We start from the raw sequence: 18,191 nt of genomic DNA, 5'->3' as shown, positions 1-18,191 counted from the left end.
ACGTTTATTAACTTGTCTATAATGTTAACCTTTCATGAAAGCGGTGTCAACAGAATTTTTTCACATTTTCGTCACTTTTTTTGGTAATGTTTCCATAGTTCTTTTTTTGATGTCGTAATTGCTGTCGCACCAGCACTTAAAGCTCTTTCAACATCTTGCACAGTACGAATGAAACCACCCGCTAAAATCGGGACACCAGTACGCTCTTTCACTTCAGCAATCACATCCGTTAGCGCACCAGGAAGCACCTCTATATAATCCGGCTTCGTCTTTTCTAGCAAATTACAGCTCTTTTCCATCGCGCTAGAATCAATTAAAAAGATGCGTTGAATTGAGACGACACCCTTTTGCTTCGCCTTCATAATCACGCTCGCCTTTGTCGACAGTAACCCGTACGGTTTATATTCTTGGCATAAAAACTCCGTCGCATGCCCATCACTTTGTAATCCATGGATCAAATCAACATGTAAAAACACCTTTTTACTATGCTGCTTCGCAAGTGACACAACACTCTTCAATTGACCAACATGAATATCTAAAATAACAATATACTCATATGAACTATGTAATAGCTTTTCCAAATCTTTAATTTGCCTCACTGCCGGCAAAATCTTCTGTTCATGAAATTCCATTCTAAATGTCCCCTTCTTTATGTCATCCTATCCTTTATAGTACACAATTTGAGTAGAAAGAACAGCTAGTGCGGAGAAATTATTTCCTCTATCTATATATTTTCTTCAACTTATCAGAAGCCGTGCCACTTATAACCATTAATATGAGGGGTAAAAAATTCATTACATACGGTGCATCTGCTACAAGTGTAATGCTCGCTCCGGCAAACTTATTTAGCGTCCATACAACGATTTTTGTAAGAAATAAAAATACGCCCATCATAAATAAACTATCGAAAAACACCTTCCATTTTGGATATGCTAATTGTTTGCTATCGTTAATTACTTTTTGCGTCAACTCTTCATCACTCCTTAGCAACTCATCAATCGTAATACCGAACAGATCACTTAAATGAATAATAATTTCAATGCTCGGATAGTTCTTTCCCGTCTCCCATTTCGAAATAGATTGTCTACTTACATGAATTTTTTCAGCCAAATCATGTTGCGACCAATTTCGTTTTTCTCGTTCTCGTTTCAAGCGTTCACTAAAAATCATACTGTGTTTATCACCTCTCTACGTCTAGTATGGGCAAATAACTGATGAAGAGTAAAGCGAGTTGTCGTTGCGTAGGTGGTGCAACTTTTGCGTTACATAGTAAAATGGCGCTATTTCATACTTTATATCACGCTGGTTTTATATACTTTTCTTCTATAATAATTTCCCGAACAATAATACAACTAATGAACACTAGTAAATACAGGAGGAGACATAAAAAATACGCTATTCCTTCTTATCATTCTCCAAAAAGAAAATCGTTTTGTTGATTTCTCAACTTATACTAATATGGATAGCGCCAGGGAAATTAATGAAGAAATACAATTAGAACGAACAAAAAAACCCTGTAAAATTTATTACAGAGTTTTTTGCCAACTATTTATTGTTTTGCATAACGAATACGAACGTTATCATCCATATGATAAATTTGTAATGTGTTTCCATCATAGTTTTGTAATTTATACATCATACTATCATTTGTTAACTTTACTTCTTGACCGTCTTTAACTGCTTTTGTTACTTTTAAGGACAACTGGAATGACGGAACATCTACCGCATATGTTCCTGTTGAGTAGTTATCTTTATTCGGATAAGAACCATTCGCATAGGACTCAAATGTTTTATCACCTTTTAGTACTAACGTAGTTTTTATGCCACTACCGTAATCAATACCCCAGTTACCAATAATCTCAGTCCCATCTTTGATGTTCTTCTCCATGTTTCCATAATTAATTCCTAACTCTTCACTTGTACCAACTGTACCTACAAATACCCCCGTTTTAGCTTGGCTTTTGTCTGTTTGAGCCTGAATACCAGTAGTTGGGTTTGTCGGTGTAGAAGTACTTGTTGTACTAGTAGATTTTTCTGTGGCTGTATCACCTTTTATTTCGGATCTTAACTTATCGAATGTAGGTTTCCAAATACGTTTTGCTTCCTCTAATTTTGTATTTGCTTTATTTAAGATTTCCGTATCGGTCTCTAAGCTGAAGCCTTTATCGTTGAATAACTTCTCTATTTCACCGAATGTCTCTCTTAGTTTACCTGTCGCTCTTTCAATCTCTTTTTGGTCTTCTTTATGTTTTTGCGGTGCGTAAATCTTCTCTATCTTATCAAATACTTTATAGATGTCTTTAATACTATCTAATACCTCAGCTTTTGATTTACTTCCATTTCTCAAATCTCTTACAGAAGCGTCATAGTAATCAAATCGTCTTAACATATCCTGTTCAATATCTAATAAATATTGTGCATAATCTTCATCTAAAACTCCAACCTTTTGAACATCTTTACTTTCTTCTTTCGAATTAGTTGATTTTTCTTTCGTTTCAGCAGCCTTAGATTTACTCGTTTCTTCTGTCTTTTCTTCTTTATTTGCCGAATCTTTTACTGTAACACAACCACTTAATAATATGGCAACTGGAACTGCAGCAGCTATTAGTTTTTTCACTTTTATACCTCATACCCCTTTAAGTAATTTATTCTTAGTTAGTTTTGCTACCGATACTCTTCGCTGCTTCTTCAAACAGTTTTGAACCTTCTTGTGCTTTACTTAATGATTGATGCATTTTACTCTCGTCTTCTTGGTCTAATGCATCAAAGAGAAGTTGAAAACAACCCGCATACAGTTCCATCGATTGCTTTATCTTCGCTTGTTCTCCCTGTAATTCAGGAGGCGCTTGTAGATTCTTCAGTTTCGTTGCAGTTGCCTTTGCTCCACCTAAACTCAGTTGTACTTCACTTTTCTTTTGCTTGTATGATTTTACGTCTGAATCTGCTATTCCTTCAATTAATTTCATTGTATCTTCAATTTGAGTGGCACTGTTTATAATATCTGCCTTGTATCTTTCAACATCTGAACCAGTTACCTTACCAGTTGAAGAATTAGAAGAAGTAGAATTATTTGAAGAAGAACTTTGTTGACTACTTGATGAACTACTGTTTGTATCTTCACCTTTCGCTACAGATAAGCTATCCTCTTTCTTTCTATCAGTTGACTTACTCTCTTTCTCTACCTTTTGCGTTTCTTCTTTCTTTGGTTCAGCTTTCTTACCATCAGTTTCAATTGTAATACAACCACTCAATAACATAACTGGTAACACTAAACTTACTAATTTCTTTGCTTTCATGATTACTCATACCCCTTTATTTGTAAAATTCAGTGCAAACAAGTTAATATACTTAACTAATAAATTCCCCCCGAACAATTTATTAGAATCTAATATCAATAGATTTCCTGTATATTCATAATCTTTCCATATATATCATTTTACAGAGAATTACATATTTGGTCAAAGGGATTTATGAAGTCTTCACAGGGAAATTTACTAAACGAAAAGAAATTTTATTCACAAAGAAAAGAAGCTAACAATAAATTGTTAACTTCTCAGCTGAAAGTAAAATAGTATCTTTCTTTATCTTCTAATATCTAGGTTGTGATTGAATATTTGTAAGGTGAACATCATACATATCAATGATTTCAAGAAATCTATCAGCTTCACGGAAAACATGGTCTGCTAATAATGGATGAATGATACTCTTTATTTTACATTGCTCAATTAAATCACGTGCTGTTTTCTTAAAATCCCGAAGAGATGCAACCGACACACGATTTTGATCTAAAAATTGATCTAAAAGTGGGACTGTTTGAGATTGTGGTTTCATAGATTCTAAGTCAATTGCTTGATACATCAATTCATCAAAATCATTGCTAAAATTCCTCGCTGTGTCTACAAGCTTTCTTTCCGATGGATCAAGAAGATGACCAATAAATTTAGCATGGTCTGCCATAATCCTTAAAAAGAAAACATTTTCTTTAATAATAGCATCAGGAAGAGCATCTAATTTACCTTCATTTAATTGTATTAAACGTTTTCTAAAATAATCAGCTTCCCTACTTGTATGATCAACTAACAATGGAAAGTTATTTTGTCCTGGCAATTTACATGTGAGAATTAATCCTAAAATTTTTCGTTTAAATCCCCAAATATTAGTTGCGGCTTGTTGTACTTCTGCATTAAATCTTTTTATTTGCTCAGGATCTGTTTCATTTGTATAGGAATGCGCTATTTGTTCGATATGTTCAAACAATCGATAAAATTGATTAGCCTCTTCGATTAGTTGCGTATCTTCACATCTAAACCCTAAGCGAAGAAAAAAAGAATGCTCCTTCATGATTCTAGACCAAAAACGAATTTCATTTAATGAACGCTCAACAAACATTACAGATGTAACACCTGTATCAGGATGTAATGATGTTTCATCCCTATGCATTGTTAATCCCCCCCAGTAAATACTGCACTAGTTCCATTCTTATGAGTAAAAAAATATATAAATACCATCAATAAAAGTTCATGATGAATATTGTATACAGGTAAATTCAACTTGTATAAGCTTAGCTTGATGAACATATACTGCTCCTCCAGCAAAAAAAGGCTACCAGCTAGATGTAAAGTTCTACTAGTTGGTAGCCTTTCAAAATTTCTATTAAAGCAATACCGAATCCTTATCAGTATCCTGATTCCGTTTCTCTCGCTCTTCTTCTAAACGCTTCATATACACTTCGCCTTCTTTTTCGATAAACTCATTATCCATCTCTTGCTCTTTTTTTGAAGTATATAAAACCATGTAGCCACTTAATACGATCCCGACGATTACAAGATACACCCACCATGGTAAAGTTTCCACGCAACTTCATTCCTTTCCTTAGACAAGCCTTATTAGTTTCACTGTATGAGGAAAGAAGTGGATTTATGCTTAAAATTTATTGCGGATTCTTCGCGAAGAACGCTTGTACATATTCCATAAATTCTATTGGTTCCTGGCGAAACGGTGCATGGTATCCTTTTTCAATGATATGGAACGTACTATTCGCAAATAGCTCATGATACAGTTCACCATTTTTCCAAGAAACGCTCTTATCGTGTCGTCCCCATATAATTAAAGTCGGCACCTTAATTTTATCGGCCTCCATCGCGATGCGGCGCTCTCTCATTTTCGTCAGTTGATCATAATGCTCTTTATCATCGCGACTATTTTTCACTGCATTTTTATTATAATCTGTAATCTCTGTTACAGTTTGTAAGTCCGTTGATAGCGGCGGCACTTCATAGCTTTCTTTTTGCTGGAAAGACTCGATCCCTGTAGAATCCGCTAAAACGAGATGCGTTACTGCATCCGGATATAAATACGCTAAATTTAGAGACATCTCTCCGCCCATCGAATGACCAAGTACTGCGAATTGATCGTATCCGAGTTTCTTCATTAACTTATAATATAAATTCACTTGCGCAGGAAACGAATACTGAAAATCAACCGGCTTCGAAGAACGTCCAAATCCTAAAATATCAACCGCGATAATCGTGTGATCTCGTGCAAGTTCCGGATAAATATCACTAAACCCATCTGAAGAACCACCAAACCCGTGAAGCATAAGTAAAGGCGGCTTGCCCTCACCAATTTGCTTAAAGTAAATCGTCTGTCCATCAATTTGCGCCATACTCTCTTTCGTATTCAGCTTCATCATAACAGTATTTTTCACTTCTCCAACCTTTGCAATCGGCTTATCAACGAAGTTACATACGATTAACAAAACGAGCACAATACCGCTAATAAAATAAAATTTAAACCGTTTCAAAATTCCCGTCTCCTTTCTCTTGTTGCTATTTAAAGTTTTTACATTATTTGGTTGTTTTATGATTATTTTTAATTGTAACTACGTTAGTTACAATTATACTAAAAAAATATTACTTACTTCTATTAATGATGGTCGTTTTGTAACTATTATAGTTACACATTTAAAGTAAGTCAATTCTTTTCTCTACATACCCTAATGATAAAGAAAGGGACTTCATGTTGAAGTCCCTTTCTTTATCATTATAGTTGGCTTACTCCGCCGCCATCGCCTTTATTGAAGTTAGCTGGTGCTCCTCCCGTGTCTCCTATATTAAAACTAGCATAGTCTGGTTTTGCTGGCGCTCCACCAGTATCCCCCTTATTAAAGCTAACATAGTCTGGTCTTGCTGGTGCTCCTCCTGTGTCTCCCTTATTAAGAGCAACAGCATTAAAATTGTGGGAACCTAAAACTGAAAAAGTAAATGCAAATCCAATTACTGTTAACACAATTTTTCTCATTATTTTAACGCCCCTTTTGCCACCTGTTTTTTCCTTGATTCGTTACTCATACGATAGTATTTACTAGCCTTTTCATGATTGTTTACATTATAAAATTTATCTGCTAAGCGTTCTGTATATTCCTGAATACAGTCAAACAACTCTTCTCTTTCAAAGTAAGAAGCTCCCGCTATAACAGCCTCCTCTAATGCATCAACATTTGTATTCATTTCACTTAAAACCATAAATCGGTATTGATATTCTTGATTCTTCAACTGGTTACAAATATGTAATCCTTTACTTATTATGACACTCGCTTTTTCAAATTCATTTATTTTTAAATATTCATCAGCTTCCAAGTAAAGTGCTCTAAAATGATTAGGAGCTTTCTTTGTTACTTCGGATAAATGCCGAATTGCTAATTCTGATAAATTCTGATTTGCATATAGCAATCCTAAGTTATTTCTAACCATTAAAATATATTTTTCATGATCAATTTGCTGAAAAATATTTAGGGAGTGATTAAATATCTCCTCTGCTAACTCAAATTGATTTAAATCAACATAGCATAACCCTAAAATATTCTCACATAAAGCAAAATTAATCTCATATCCTTGTTGCTTCGTAAAATCTTCTTTTGCTTTTTTCAAATAATCAATCGCATTGATTTGTTGATAGGAATGATAATAGAAATTCCCCATCCGATAATGAAACTCCGCATGTTCTATCGGATCTGCAATATATTTCAATAACTTCTCCGCTTGTTCATACTGTTCTTTCGCTTCGTTATAATTTGAAATTAATGTGCAATGAAATCCTTTGAAAAAGTGATAATAATAAGCTAAAAATCCTTCTGTTGGAATTTCGAAAGATTCCACTTTATCAAAGCTATCTTCTCTAACTGAAATCCAATCAACTAATGCATCATATCTAAAATTTAATAATGTATGATAAAGCAATACATCTTGATCCACGTCCAAACCACTAATCTTACTATCAATCTCTTCCTTCATCTCCGTAGCTTTCTCTATATTTTGCTGCAACATTACACGATACCAATCATCTAAAGAATGTTTCATTTGCTCCCTTGTTACTACATCTGCTCCCATACACTCGCATCCCCTTTTCTCCAAAATTGCAAAATTAGGATTTTTATACAATTATCAAAATTGTATATTACCACTCCTTTTCTATGCATTGAAAAATAATTATCAGAAAATTTAATATTTTAATTAATTATACCAAAGTTTCCCTTTTTAATAACTTGAGAAACAATTGTCAGAAAACTTACTGGGATAAATAAAAAAGCAAGCAGTTCCAGCACTCCGCTAAAACTACTTGCTCTCCTACTTACTATCTCTATTTTTACTCTTTAATAAATTCCTTCGTACTTCTCACTGTATCAATTGGACGAACTAATTTTTCAATTTCTTCACGTTTTGGCTCTAGAAATGGAGGTAAAGATAATTTTTCGCCAAGTGTTTCGTATGGCTCATCTCCCATAAATCCTGGGCCATCTGTTGCAAATTCAAATAAAATTTGTGGTGCAACTCTTGCGTATAATGACTCGAAGAAGTGACGATTTACATAGCCAGATGACGGAAGTCCAACGCTACCGATTCTCTCAATCCACTCTTCTAATACAGCACGATCTTCTACGCGGAATGCAGCATGGTGCACTGTACCAAAACCTTGTTGTGCTTCAGGAAGAACCGTATTATGTTCTACAATGACAGAAGCACCGTTTCCACCTTCGTTTACTTCAAATAAATAGAATTCTCCTTCTTGAGCAATCTCTTTAAATAATAGAACTTTTTCTAACACTTCTTTAAAGAAACTAAAGTTTGAAATGCGGATAAATACAGGGCCTAAGCCAGTAATTGCATATTCTAATGGAACTGGACCGTTTTGCCATGGTGTACCTGATTCTATCCCGTTATCTAATTCATCTGAGATTAATTGATAGTGTTGATCATCAAAATCAACGAAAGAAAGAGTTTTCTTACCAAATTGCTCTTTAATGCCTGTATGTTCTACTTCAAGACGGTCAAAACGTTTCACCCAATACGCTAGTGCTGCATCAGTTGGAACGCGGAATGAAGTTTTTGAAATTTCATTTGTACCGTGTACTCCTTTTGGAACACCTGGGAAGTCAAAGAATGTCATATCTGTTCCTGCACTACCTTTATCATCTGCAAAGAATAAATGGTACGTTTGAATATCATCTTGGTTTACTGTTTTTTTAACTAAACGCATTCCTAAAACGTGAGTGAAAAATTCATAGTTCTTTTCTGCACTACTTGTAATTGCTGTAACGTGGTGAATTCCTTTTAATTGGTTCATTTTATATTCCTCCAATGGTTTTTAAATTTATCCCGCATTAACGGGCAGTAAGATCCTCACCTCAAAATTCAGAGAAAACAAAGAAGTTCGGTTGGGATCAACTGCCCGTAAAAGCCCGATTGGTTCAACTAATAATCATTGGAGATAAAGCCCCCAATGATTAAAGTTTCACTTTATATTTTCTCTTCTATTACTTCTCTTCAATAGGTGCTAATTTCGCTTCAATTTCTGCTCGCTGATCTTCTAAGAACGGCGGTAAATCAAGTTTTTCTCCTAAATGCTCTACATCGCCATCAACTGTAAATCCTGGTCCATCTGTCGCAATTTCAAATAGGATTCCGTTTGATTCACGGAAGTATAAGCTTTTAAAGTAGAAACGGTCGATAATGCCTGAAGAATGGAAACCTTTTTGTATTACCTGTTCTTCCCAATAAGCAAGCTCTGCATCGTTCTTTACACGAATTGCTAAATGATGAATGCTACCGCGGCCTGGCTTTTCAGTAGGACCATCTAAATATTTCACAACGATTTCTCCGAAGGCTTCTCCTTTAATAGACTGGAAAATCGCTTCTTCGTCGCTTCGGCTAACTTCTGTATAACCAAATATATCTGTTAATGTATTCGCCAGTTTATCAAGTCTACGCACTGTCATTTCTACAGAACCCATTCCTTGAATTTGATGTTCGGCAGGAACTTCTGATTTCTCCCAAGTTTCCCAGTGCTCCACTTTTTCTCCGTTTGAAACGAGTAGCACGAGGCGAAGACCTTCAGCATCCTCAAATTGTAAAGCAGGACGATTTGCATATGTTGTCATTTCACTATGTTTCACATCAAATTTCTCAAATCGTTCTTTCCAGTAATGTAAGCTTTCCTCTGACGGAACGAGTAATCCGATTCGCGTAATTGCATTCGTACCACGGTACGTTTTTCCTACTAAAGGCATTTCAAAAAACGATAGTTCTGTACCTGGACTTCCTGTTTTATCTCCGTAAAATAAGTGATACATGGACGGATCATCTTGGTTTACCGTCATTTTCACACGGCGTAAACCAAGCACGTTTTTATAAAAATGGTTATTCTCACTCGCGTTTTTTGTAACCATTGAAATGTGATGATGCCCTTTAATTTCATACATTGATAATTCCTCCGTTTCATTTTACTAGTCAAGTGATATCTAAAAAATAATATGCTTCTTAGCTTTTCAATTTATTCTCATTATGTTTTTGTAAATTCATCTTAGTTTTTACTAAATAAGTTACTTCGTTTTTTTAATCGAAAGCAAGTGAGTGTATGTTTTTCATATGACTCAATCGCTTTCGTTACTATCACTTTACAACTCAAGTGATTAAAAAGCAAGTTATTTATCTCAAATTCGAGATATTTTTTTATTGGATAACATTTTGAACTGGAGAATGATAAAGTGAAGGCTAATAATCAGTGGGGGTTTTACTGTCCATTAACGCGGGATAAAGTATTCATACGAAGAGTAGACAACTTCTCCCCTTTAAAAAGGTTTATTACATGGTGAAAAGGAATATTATCCATAAAAGAAAGGGGTTAATTTATGAATAAAAATATATCATTACTGACCTTATCATTATTCCTATATCTATCCGCTTGTTCCACTGAGACAAACACTGGTAGTACATCTACTACTGAACAACCAAAAGTAAAAACTGCCTCAATACAACAAGAGGAAAATCATAAACCTATTTTCTTTCAAGGAAAGGAAATAAAGAAAATTGAGCTTATATCCGCTAAGGTAAAAAATAAAAAAGCAGTTATAAATCTAGAGTTTGATCAAATTATTAAATCCATGGAACATACAGGAATAGATAAGGATCGAGAAAGAGTTATTCCTCTTTTGCTAGATGATGAGGCCAAAGCAAATATTGATTATCAAATGAATGTAAATTACCAAGATGGTTCCAATGAAACATATTTAATTTGGCTAGAGGATAAAAAAGTTGTAATTGCTCGTCAAGATCATGAAGAACAAAAAAATCTAGAACATTACATAATAAGGGATACAGATGCTCAACAAATATTACGTTTATTTAAGAACAATGTAGAATAACAATAAGCTGCCCATATGGACAGCTTATTGTATTTTTTGCTTAACATATTTTTTCTGAAATGCTGGCGGTACTCAATTTAAAAGTTGATATGCCCCCATTCTAGTGGCAAGATATGTTTTATTAGTTCTTCGTTACACCCATGCGTACTTCTTAACTATTTTATTTCATTTTTAATAAAGTGAAACTTTAATCAGTGGGGGTTTTCTTCACCCCCCACTGATTATCAGCCCTCACCAATCGGACTTTTATGGGCAGCCCGACCCCCACCTAACTTCTTTGCTTTCGCTGAATTTTGAGTTGGGGGTCTTACTGCCCATTAAAGCGGGATAAATTGAAATTTAATGACTTAACATTATGCTTATCTTGGGAGCAAGGTATTTTATCGGTGAGTGTATACAAACCATGTAATGCTTGCTGTTAATAATGCTGACGAAATCAAAGCTGTAAGAATACTATATGTTCGCCACATAAGTATTGTTGACCAATCGAAAGCACAGCACAGTATACCCAGGGCAATCGTAGCGGTCAGGAAAATAACTGTTACGGTTATTCTCTTTTTTGTCATTGGCTGCCGCTCATTCGTTCTCCTTCTGCGTAATCCTAAGAGAAATAGCAAAACGGCCAATAGGCAAAGAATAATTGTGATAGACGACAAAATGATATCCAAAAGCTGTGTGCCGCTTATTTCATATGACTGAGTTAGATTGCCTTCTAATATATCTTTAACTTTTAGTACCATGTTTGTATTGGTATTTGCGCCGTTGCTCAGCAAGGAGACGGCTGTTCGTTCATTTGGCAATATGACTACTTCGGTTCTGAAATTTGGATTGCCCCCAGTGTGTTCTATAATCGTTTGTTCGGCGTTTACGGACCAGCCTGCCGCATAATACATACCGTTGACAGCCGAAACAGACATATCACCCCTATGTGATTTTTCGATAACCATGTGAAATATTTCGGGTATGTCCTGCACGATCCCCATCTGTATGCCCATCCAACGCGCCATATCTTTTGTATTAGAAATGATGTAGCCTGCGGGTTTATTCCCAGCATAATCCGGAGCTTTAAATGGAGTTGTCATAAAAAAGGAAGAACGGTAGCCCTGTGCCAACTGTCCAGTGGCTTGAGCAGCTTCTTTATAAACATACGTCTGGTGAAGACCTAACGGCTGAAATACCTGTTCCTTCATAAAGTCTTCATAGCTCTGTCGCGACACAATCTCAATAACCAAACCCAATACGTCATAATTAACGGTTCCATAGTTATACTGTTCACCGGGAGGGAACGCCAATTCAGCATCCACGAGCATTTCCACAGTCTTTTGCAACATATCCGGTGTATTGCCTTGTGGAATATTTTGAAGATGCCTAATATTTGTTAGACCACTGGTATGGTGAAGAAAGTTATTTAGTGTAAGACTTTGCATATCAACAGGTTTCCCTTGATATTTTAATGTAAACCAAGGTAAATATTTTTGGACAGGGTCAGTCATTGAAAGCAGCCCTTGCTCTTCCAATAGCATAATACCCATACCGGTAAAAGCTTTACTGACCGAGGCTAACTCATAGAGTGTATTTTCACTTGCAGACAACCCCTTTTCACGGTCTGCATACCCTGAAGAAAAGTAGAACACTTCATCATCAGCAAGTATTGAGATTGACATTCCCGGCACACCTGATATACGACAGGCATCATCTAGCAACGCTTGTATTGCCGCAGATTGCGAATCTGACAACGCATAACTTTGTGTTGCAAATCCTGAGAATAATATAAATATTGTTAATACAAAAACAATAATCTTTTTCATAAACTCTCCTTTTTGGAAAATTATAAGAGAATAATATAAAGTGAACCTATAATCAGCCCTCACCAATCGGACGTTTACGGGCAGCCCGCCCCCCCACCTAACTTCTTTGCTCCAGCCAAATTTTGAGGTGGGAGTTTTACTGCCCGTTAATGTTGGATAAATAACCTCCTTTTACAACTACAAAACTAAATTTTAATGTATCTTTCTATTCACCTGTATAATATCAAATAATTGCGAATAGTTACACTTGAACGAACAGATGGATGTAATTTGAAACAACTTTAAAGAGCCTTGCTACGTAGAATGTAGTAAGGCTCTTAGCTTTTTAATAATCAAAATTCAATAACTTTATTATCATTATACAACAGCCCCACTAAGCTTATTAACACTTAATGAGGCCATTTGATTCACATTATTAATTATGGAACGTCGGTTTATAGAACGAACGATTATCAAGTGCAAAGACACGCTCTGTGTATTCACCTGGTTTTGTGCGTCCTAATGCACGGTCCATCATGTTCATTTTTGCATCTAAGTTATCGATGTAGTGCAGAATTTCTGCTTCTTTTACTAATGGTGGTTTTGGGCTACCCCATTCTGCTTTTCCGTGGTGAGAAAGGACGATGTGTTGAAGAATTAATACTTCTTCTGCATCGATTTGTAGCTCGTCTGCTGCTTTACCAATTTCGTTCACCATAATAGAAATGTGGCCTAATAAATTTCCTTCTAACGTGTATGTTGTAGAAATTGGGCCAGATAATTCGATTACTTTACCAAGGTCATGTAAAATAACGCCTGCATATAGTAAGTCTTTATCTAACGATGGGTATAAAGCCGCAATAGCTTTCGCTAAATCAAGCATCGATACAACGTGATAAGCTAGTCCAGATACGAACTCGTGATGGTTCTTTGTAGCTGCTGGATATTCTAAAAATTCGTTTTGATGCTTATTTAACAAATGTCTTGTTAGACGCTGAATGTTCGGGTTTCTCATTTCAAATATGTATTGCGTAATTTTTTCAACCATATCTTCTTTTTTCACTGGGGCTTTTTCTACGAAATCCGAGATATCTGTTACTTCATTTTCATTCGCAACACGGATTTGTTTCACACGTAATTGAATACGTCCTTTGTAGTTTAAAATATCACCAGCTACTTTAACGATTGTTTCTGCTACATATTGTTTCTCAACTTCTGGCGATACGTCCCATAGCTTCGCTTCAATATCTCCACTTGGATCTTGTAAGATTACTGTTAAAAATGGTTTCCCATTGCTTGCTAAACCTTTTGTCGCTGTTTTAATTAACAAGAAAACATCGACTTGTTCACCAACTTCATATTCTGCAATTTTCTTTTTCATTCGAATTCCTCCACCATATCAATTACTTTTAGTATAGCATACTACAACTCATTTTCTTTACGCTTATGCGTTAATTTTATAATCTGTTTTTCTGTAAAATACGTTAATAAATGCGCATGGCATGTAAAGAAGATGACTTGTCTATCTTTCGCAATTTCCTTTATTAGTTCAATTGTACGATTCGTCCTTACCGCATCAAAATGCACGAAACTATCATCAATAATGAACGGATAATCATGCTCAAATGTTTTCGCTAATGCAAATCGTAACGATAAATATAACTGCTCTGCTGTCGCTTGACTTAGTTCATGACTGTAAAAACGCATACCGTCGTTACGCTCAACGATGAACGGTTCTGCCTCTGACGGTGAAAAGATTTTACTATATCGTCCGCCTGTTAAATAGACGAAATACTCTTCTGATTTTTGTAAAATACGCGGAAGATGTACTTCATGATAATATTGCTTCGTTTTCGTTAATACTGTCTTTGCGGCCGCATAAGCAGCCCACTTCTTCACTTGTTCACGCACTTGCGCTTTTTTCATTTCCCATTCGTGCAGTAAATCACCGTACGTACTACCTTCTTCTAAATTCGCGATTTCCATACGATGTTTCGCAATACGCTCTGTCAGTTCTTTCTCTTTCATAAGACAATTTTGCGCAGCTGTCATTTCTTGCTTTAATTTTTCATCATAACCGTCAGCCTCATAATGTTCAGCTAATGATAAACTCGTTAAACGCTGTTCTAACAGATCAATTTGCGGTAATAAACGCCCGACTTGCTGCTCAGCATCTTCACGTTTTTCTGCCAGTTTACATGCTTCTAAAAACATCTCTTCATCTGTAGAATGTGCGATATGCCATAAACTATCTCGTTCTACTAACAGTTGTTTCAATTGCTCTTGCATGAACTCATATTCTTCTTGCCATTCCACAAGCTTCTCTTTTAACTGCTTACAAGTTTGGCGCTTTTCTTTCTCATTTTGCATACGGCTTTGCGCCTCGTGCAGCTTACTATATTCCACACTACCGATAACAGTTTCTAGTTTATGTTCAAATTGCGAAATCATTTCATATAATGAAGATTTCCGCTCACTTTGTTTCTCTAACTCGCGATATAATTGCTGCATTTTTTCCATACGCTCAAACGCCGGCAATATGTGTGCATACGTATAAAATTCAGGGAACATATAGCGCACTTTATACACATTTACTTGTTCGCTAATGCGGAACGTTTCTCTCTCCCATTCCTCATACGATGAAACGACTTTATCATAAGCTCGCTCCATTTGCTGTAACTTATACGACTCACGCTCAAATAATTTACGTATCTCTTCATCTTTTTCTAATTGATAACGAACTGACATTGCTTCTTCACTTTGTCTCCCACCAGCACTTTGCTGAAGAGTAAGAAGCTCTTCTTGTAATCCACTTGACGGATCTTTATATAAAACGAGGGCAAGAACAATCCCTACAAAAACAATGACACTAATAAATAAGAGCGGGCGGTTGTCTATAAATAAGCTTGTGAATAAAACGACTGTGTTAATAAGAAGTAACAGAAGACAAACTCTTTGCCACTGTTTTTTCTTTTGCACTGCCGCTCCTGCCTTCTCTTCATACTTGCGCTTCATTCTCTCTGCGCCCATACCGATAAACGCCGCATCTTGGAATGACTTTTCTTTCTCAACTAGCGTATTTCGTTCTTCATCCGCTAACATTTGGTGCTTAACCTGTCTTATGTTTTCTTCTTGTTCTTCTAATTGCTCCTGCGCTACTTTGAAACGATCGTCAAGCTGTACTTTTTGCGTTTCTAGTTCGCGCGCCTTTTGCACCGTTTGCGTAATTAACTCTTTCGTTGCCAAACTCATATCAAACGAAAGAACTGTTTCTTTTTCAAAAGTAGCACCAATTTGTTGCTCTAATTCTGTCAGTTCTTCTTTTATATTCGTAATCGTTCCTGTTATATCACGCATTTCTTGGCGTGCATTTTCGTAAGACATATGCTGCATACGAAGTTCTTCTACATAACTTTCTTTTTGTAAAAATTCTTCATCTATTTGAATCGATTCAATTTCCGTTTGCACAGTCTCTATTTTCTTATGGAGTGAATCCACTTGTAATTGAAGCGGCTCCATCTTCGCCTTAATCGCTTCATAGCGCGCCATCCCGTTTACAGGAAATTGTCCGCCCTCGTTTTCTAACACTTTCTCATGCGCACGCTTTTCAATAACGAGAGGCTCTAGCACTGCTAATATTTCATAATCTTGCTTTCGCTTTTCTGCACTCTCTTTTTCCACGCGAACAAAAGCTAGCTGCTCTTCACTTTCTTTTAACTGCTCCACTTGCTTTTCATACGTGCCAATTTTCCATTGCCACTCTTTCATCTTCTCTTCAAGCTTCTTCATTTCTTGCAGTGATACGTTAATTTCAGGTTTACGCCCACTCGGCTTAAAACGCTGATCCATTTCTTTTTCTAGCTTTTTATCTAGCTGTAATAACGCATCGCTTCCGACTGCGCTTGCTGAAAATAAATAATTTCCGATATCCGCTTCGCCGAGCTGATGAATATTTTGAAGGCCGTGCATATCAAATGAAAAGACAGATTCAAATAAACTTTCATTCATCCCGCTTAATATATCGTGTAAAATTTCCTCGTTGCCCGTTTTCCCGTCTTCAAAATAAACGGTCACCTCACCAGCTGCCGTCTTTGGCAACCGTTCAATTTTCAAACGGCCGTACTTCTCTGTTTGCACAGTCATCGCACCGCCATACTTGCCGCCTTCTTTCGGCTCATAACGGCGCTGTCCTCTCGTTGGAAAACCGAATAAAATACTTTTCATAAATGAGCGAATTGTCGATTTCCCCGCTTCATTTTCACCGTATAACACTGTCAGCATTGACAGATCCATTTCCACATTTTCTAATTTTCCGTACCCATAAATATGGAGTTTTTCAATTCTCATTTCTTATCCCTCTCTTGCTGGAATAATTGCTCTAAAATAATATTTTCTGCTTCCTTTTGAATCTCTTTCTTCTCTTCTTCTGTAAAAGATTCAATACTATTACGCGCTACAGGAGATGTCCAAATACTGCGCAATACGCCGTCCATATTGGTGAAAGCTTCTAACTCTTTCAGCACACTACCGACGAAATGATTTTCCTCTTTCAAACGCTCGATTTCCGCAAAAGAAACCGTCTCATTTTTCCACTTCATCGCATATACGAAGTCTTTTCGCTCTTCGCCAGCTGCTAAAATATGAAAGATCTCTTCCACACGTTTTTCATCACGTAAATAAGGAGAAAGTGGGCCTTGTCCTGTAAATACGACAGTAAGTAGCGTCCCTTCCTCTTCTCTTCGGCACTCATTCATCGCACTCGATGCGCTCGTCATAAGTTCATCAACAGTTTCAAGTCCATCAATATTCACTTCTATCTCATCCCACACAACATCCGCCGTATGGAAAAATGAACAGTGCGTTCCTTGTTTCGTGAGTTCAATCAGGTATGAACCCTTTTCCCCTGTCTCCTTACGATGACGTCCTTGTATATTACCTGGATAAATAATGCACGGCTCTTCTGATAAAATTTCACGTTTATGTATATGACCAAGAGCCCAATAATCAAACTGCTTTTCTTTCAGCTCACGAATTTGAAACGGTGCATAACGATTATGCTCTGCATCTCCTTCCACACTTCCGTGAAGCATGCCAATATGAAAAGGCGCATCACTCATTTTCGTAAACTGCGCTGTCATATTATCCGTTACCGCTTGCTGCAAATAACTAAACCCGTAAATAGAAGCTAACAACTCACCATTTTTATAAAATGATTTCTCTTCTACATAAGGCTCCGTAAACACATGAACATTTTCCGGAAACTCAATTGCTGCCCAGCTTCCCCCTAAATGATCGTGGTTACCGTGAATAATAAAAACAGGGATATCATACTGCGACAGTCTCTTCATTTGCTCGCGCACAAACACTTGCGCTCTCAAACTTCTCGTCTCCGCATCATACAAATCCCCGGCTAGTAATACGAAATCAACGCGCTCTTGAATCGCTTTATCAACAATACGCTCGAACGATTCAAACGTACTCTGCTTCATTCTCTCCCAAACAGACTGCGGTACATTCATCTCCATTCCTTTAAACGGACTATCCAAATGCAAATCAGCCGCATGTATAAACTTCACTTGTTTCACAAATAACGATCCTTTCTATATTTCAAAAGTTTCATTTTATCCGCATGAACACAAACACTACATGCTCAATTGGTGAAAACTAGTAATAAGCAGGAAATAAAAAACTCCCCACTGATTAAA

The 18,191-nt window shown here is 36.4% G+C and carries 16 protein-coding genes; 1 reads left to right on the top strand and 15 read right to left on the bottom strand.

The genetic code is table 11. From position 1 onward, the window contains the following. Nucleotides 1–71: 71 nt before the first annotated feature. The 11 genes from glpP to JDS99_RS12260 all read right to left on the bottom strand — a co-directional run bounded on the left by glpP (nt 72) and on the right by JDS99_RS12260 (nt 9,757). Nucleotides 72–632, bottom strand: coding sequence for a glycerol uptake operon antiterminator GlpP (gene glpP / locus JDS99_RS12310; protein WP_000394296.1), 561 nt, complete (start codon nt 630–632; stop codon nt 72–74). A gap of 88 nt (nt 633–720) precedes the next feature. Further along, entirely contained in the window at nt 721–1,170 is a 450-nt protein-coding gene (locus JDS99_RS12305; protein WP_097906864.1) for a helix-turn-helix domain-containing protein, read from the bottom strand. Nucleotides 1,171–1,549: 379 nt separating this feature from the next. Beyond that, complete coding sequence (locus JDS99_RS12300; RefSeq protein ID WP_097906865.1) at nt 1,550–2,623, bottom strand: DUF3994 domain-containing protein; 1,074 nt, start codon at nt 2,621–2,623, stop codon at nt 1,550–1,552. Nucleotides 2,624–2,651: 28 nt separating this feature from the next. Next, nucleotides 2,652–3,296: a DUF7018 domain-containing (lipo)protein gene (locus JDS99_RS12295; RefSeq protein WP_199695139.1), complete on the bottom strand. Its 645-nt coding sequence runs from the start codon at nt 3,294–3,296 to the stop codon at nt 2,652–2,654. Between the two features lie 292 nt (nt 3,297–3,588). Further along, nucleotides 3,589–4,440 carry a DUF2935 domain-containing protein gene (locus JDS99_RS12290; protein WP_087985653.1) on the bottom strand — a complete coding sequence of 284 codons (852 nt, stop codon included), beginning with the start codon at nt 4,438–4,440 and terminating at the stop codon, nt 3,589–3,591. 213 nt (nt 4,441–4,653) lie between these two features. After that, entirely contained in the window at nt 4,654–4,854 is a 201-nt protein-coding gene (locus JDS99_RS12285) for a sporulation YhaL family protein (protein ID WP_088062310.1), read from the bottom strand. A gap of 76 nt (nt 4,855–4,930) precedes the next feature. Next, nucleotides 4,931–5,803: an alpha/beta fold hydrolase gene (locus JDS99_RS12280; RefSeq protein WP_000819463.1), complete on the bottom strand. Its 873-nt coding sequence runs from the start codon at nt 5,801–5,803 to the stop codon at nt 4,931–4,933. A gap of 239 nt (nt 5,804–6,042) precedes the next feature. Beyond that, entirely contained in the window at nt 6,043–6,300 is a 258-nt protein-coding gene (locus JDS99_RS12275) for a hypothetical protein (protein ID WP_199695138.1), read from the bottom strand. Then, nucleotides 6,300–7,388 (bottom strand): response regulator aspartate phosphatase, encoded by a 1,089-nt coding sequence (locus tag JDS99_RS12270; RefSeq protein WP_097906868.1) that lies wholly within the window; start codon nt 7,386–7,388, stop codon nt 6,300–6,302. Before JDS99_RS12270 ends, JDS99_RS12275 begins: the two co-directional genes overlap by 1 nt. A gap of 256 nt (nt 7,389–7,644) precedes the next feature. Beyond that, the gene (locus JDS99_RS12265; RefSeq protein WP_088080549.1) at nt 7,645–8,622 is read right to left on the bottom strand and encodes a ring-cleaving dioxygenase; all 978 of its coding nucleotides are present in this window, start codon (nt 8,620–8,622) and stop codon (nt 7,645–7,647) included. A 190-nt stretch (nt 8,623–8,812) separates the two neighbouring features. Further along, on the bottom strand, nt 8,813–9,757 hold the full coding sequence (locus JDS99_RS12260) for a ring-cleaving dioxygenase (protein WP_088121561.1): 945 nt from the start codon (nt 9,755–9,757) through the stop codon (nt 8,813–8,815). 429 nt (nt 9,758–10,186) lie between these two features. On the opposite strand from JDS99_RS12260, the gene JDS99_RS12255 reads away from it, so the two are divergent. Then, nucleotides 10,187–10,699 carry a hypothetical protein gene (locus JDS99_RS12255; RefSeq protein ID WP_088121560.1) on the top strand — a complete coding sequence of 171 codons (513 nt, stop codon included), beginning with the start codon at nt 10,187–10,189 and terminating at the stop codon, nt 10,697–10,699. Between the two features lie 380 nt (nt 10,700–11,079). Here JDS99_RS12255 and JDS99_RS12250 read toward each other — a convergent pair whose 3' ends face one another. The 4 genes from JDS99_RS12250 to JDS99_RS12235 all read right to left on the bottom strand — a co-directional run bounded on the left by JDS99_RS12250 (nt 11,080) and on the right by JDS99_RS12235 (nt 18,071). After that, entirely contained in the window at nt 11,080–12,507 is a 1,428-nt protein-coding gene (locus tag JDS99_RS12250; protein ID WP_097890548.1) for a serine hydrolase domain-containing protein, read from the bottom strand. Between the two features lie 415 nt (nt 12,508–12,922). Next, nucleotides 12,923–13,867, bottom strand: a complete 945-nt coding sequence (gene yhaM, locus JDS99_RS12245) for a 3'-5' exoribonuclease YhaM (RefSeq protein ID WP_000726645.1) — start codon at nt 13,865–13,867, stop codon at nt 12,923–12,925. A gap of 41 nt (nt 13,868–13,908) precedes the next feature. Beyond that, entirely contained in the window at nt 13,909–16,833 is a 2,925-nt protein-coding gene (locus tag JDS99_RS12240; RefSeq protein ID WP_199695137.1) for an ATP-binding protein, read from the bottom strand. Then, nucleotides 16,830–18,071 carry a metallophosphoesterase family protein gene (locus JDS99_RS12235; protein ID WP_098082719.1) on the bottom strand — a complete coding sequence of 414 codons (1,242 nt, stop codon included), beginning with the start codon at nt 18,069–18,071 and terminating at the stop codon, nt 16,830–16,832. The genes JDS99_RS12240 and JDS99_RS12235 overlap by 4 nt, the downstream gene beginning before the upstream one ends. Between the last annotated feature and the right edge of the window lie 120 nt (nt 18,072–18,191).

This window comes from Bacillus cereus group sp. N6, from assembly GCF_016483705.1.
Taxonomy (GTDB): Bacteria; Bacillota; Bacilli; order Bacillales; family Bacillaceae_G; genus Bacillus_A; species Bacillus_A wiedmannii.
The sequence above is the reverse complement of the archived record's forward strand: the minus strand, read 5'-3'. Positions and strand labels throughout refer to the sequence as shown.

Bases quoted from the DNA above. Each gene is read 5' to 3' on its own strand.
- glpP (WP_000394296.1), bottom strand. From the start codon at position 632: ATGGAATTTCATGAACAGAAGATTTTGCCGGCAGTGAGGCAAATTAAA.
- JDS99_RS12295 (WP_199695139.1), bottom strand. From the start codon at position 3,296: ATGAAAGCAAAGAAATTAGTAAGTTTAGTGTTACCAGTTATGTTATTG.
- JDS99_RS12275 (WP_199695138.1), bottom strand. From the start codon at position 6,300: ATGAGAAAAATTGTGTTAACAGTAATTGGATTTGCATTTACTTTTTCA.
- JDS99_RS12290 (WP_087985653.1), bottom strand. From the start codon at position 4,440: ATGCATAGGGATGAAACATCATTACATCCTGATACAGGTGTTACATCT.
- JDS99_RS12265 (WP_088080549.1), bottom strand. From the start codon at position 8,622: ATGAACCAATTAAAAGGAATTCACCACGTTACAGCAATTACAAGTAGT.
- JDS99_RS12270 (WP_097906868.1), bottom strand. From the start codon at position 7,388: ATGGGAGCAGATGTAGTAACAAGGGAGCAAATGAAACATTCTTTAGAT.
- JDS99_RS12260 (WP_088121561.1), bottom strand. From the start codon at position 9,757: ATGTATGAAATTAAAGGGCATCATCACATTTCAATGGTTACAAAAAAC.
- JDS99_RS12255 (WP_088121560.1), top strand. From the start codon at position 10,187: ATGAATAAAAATATATCATTACTGACCTTATCATTATTCCTATATCTA.
- JDS99_RS12250 (WP_097890548.1), bottom strand. From the start codon at position 12,507: ATGAAAAAGATTATTGTTTTTGTATTAACAATATTTATATTATTCTCA.
- yhaM (WP_000726645.1), bottom strand. From the start codon at position 13,867: ATGAAAAAGAAAATTGCAGAATATGAAGTTGGTGAACAAGTCGATGTT.
- JDS99_RS12240 (WP_199695137.1), bottom strand. From the start codon at position 16,833: ATGAGAATTGAAAAACTCCATATTTATGGGTACGGAAAATTAGAAAAT.
- JDS99_RS12305 (WP_097906864.1), bottom strand. From the start codon at position 1,170: ATGATTTTTAGTGAACGCTTGAAACGAGAACGAGAAAAACGAAATTGG.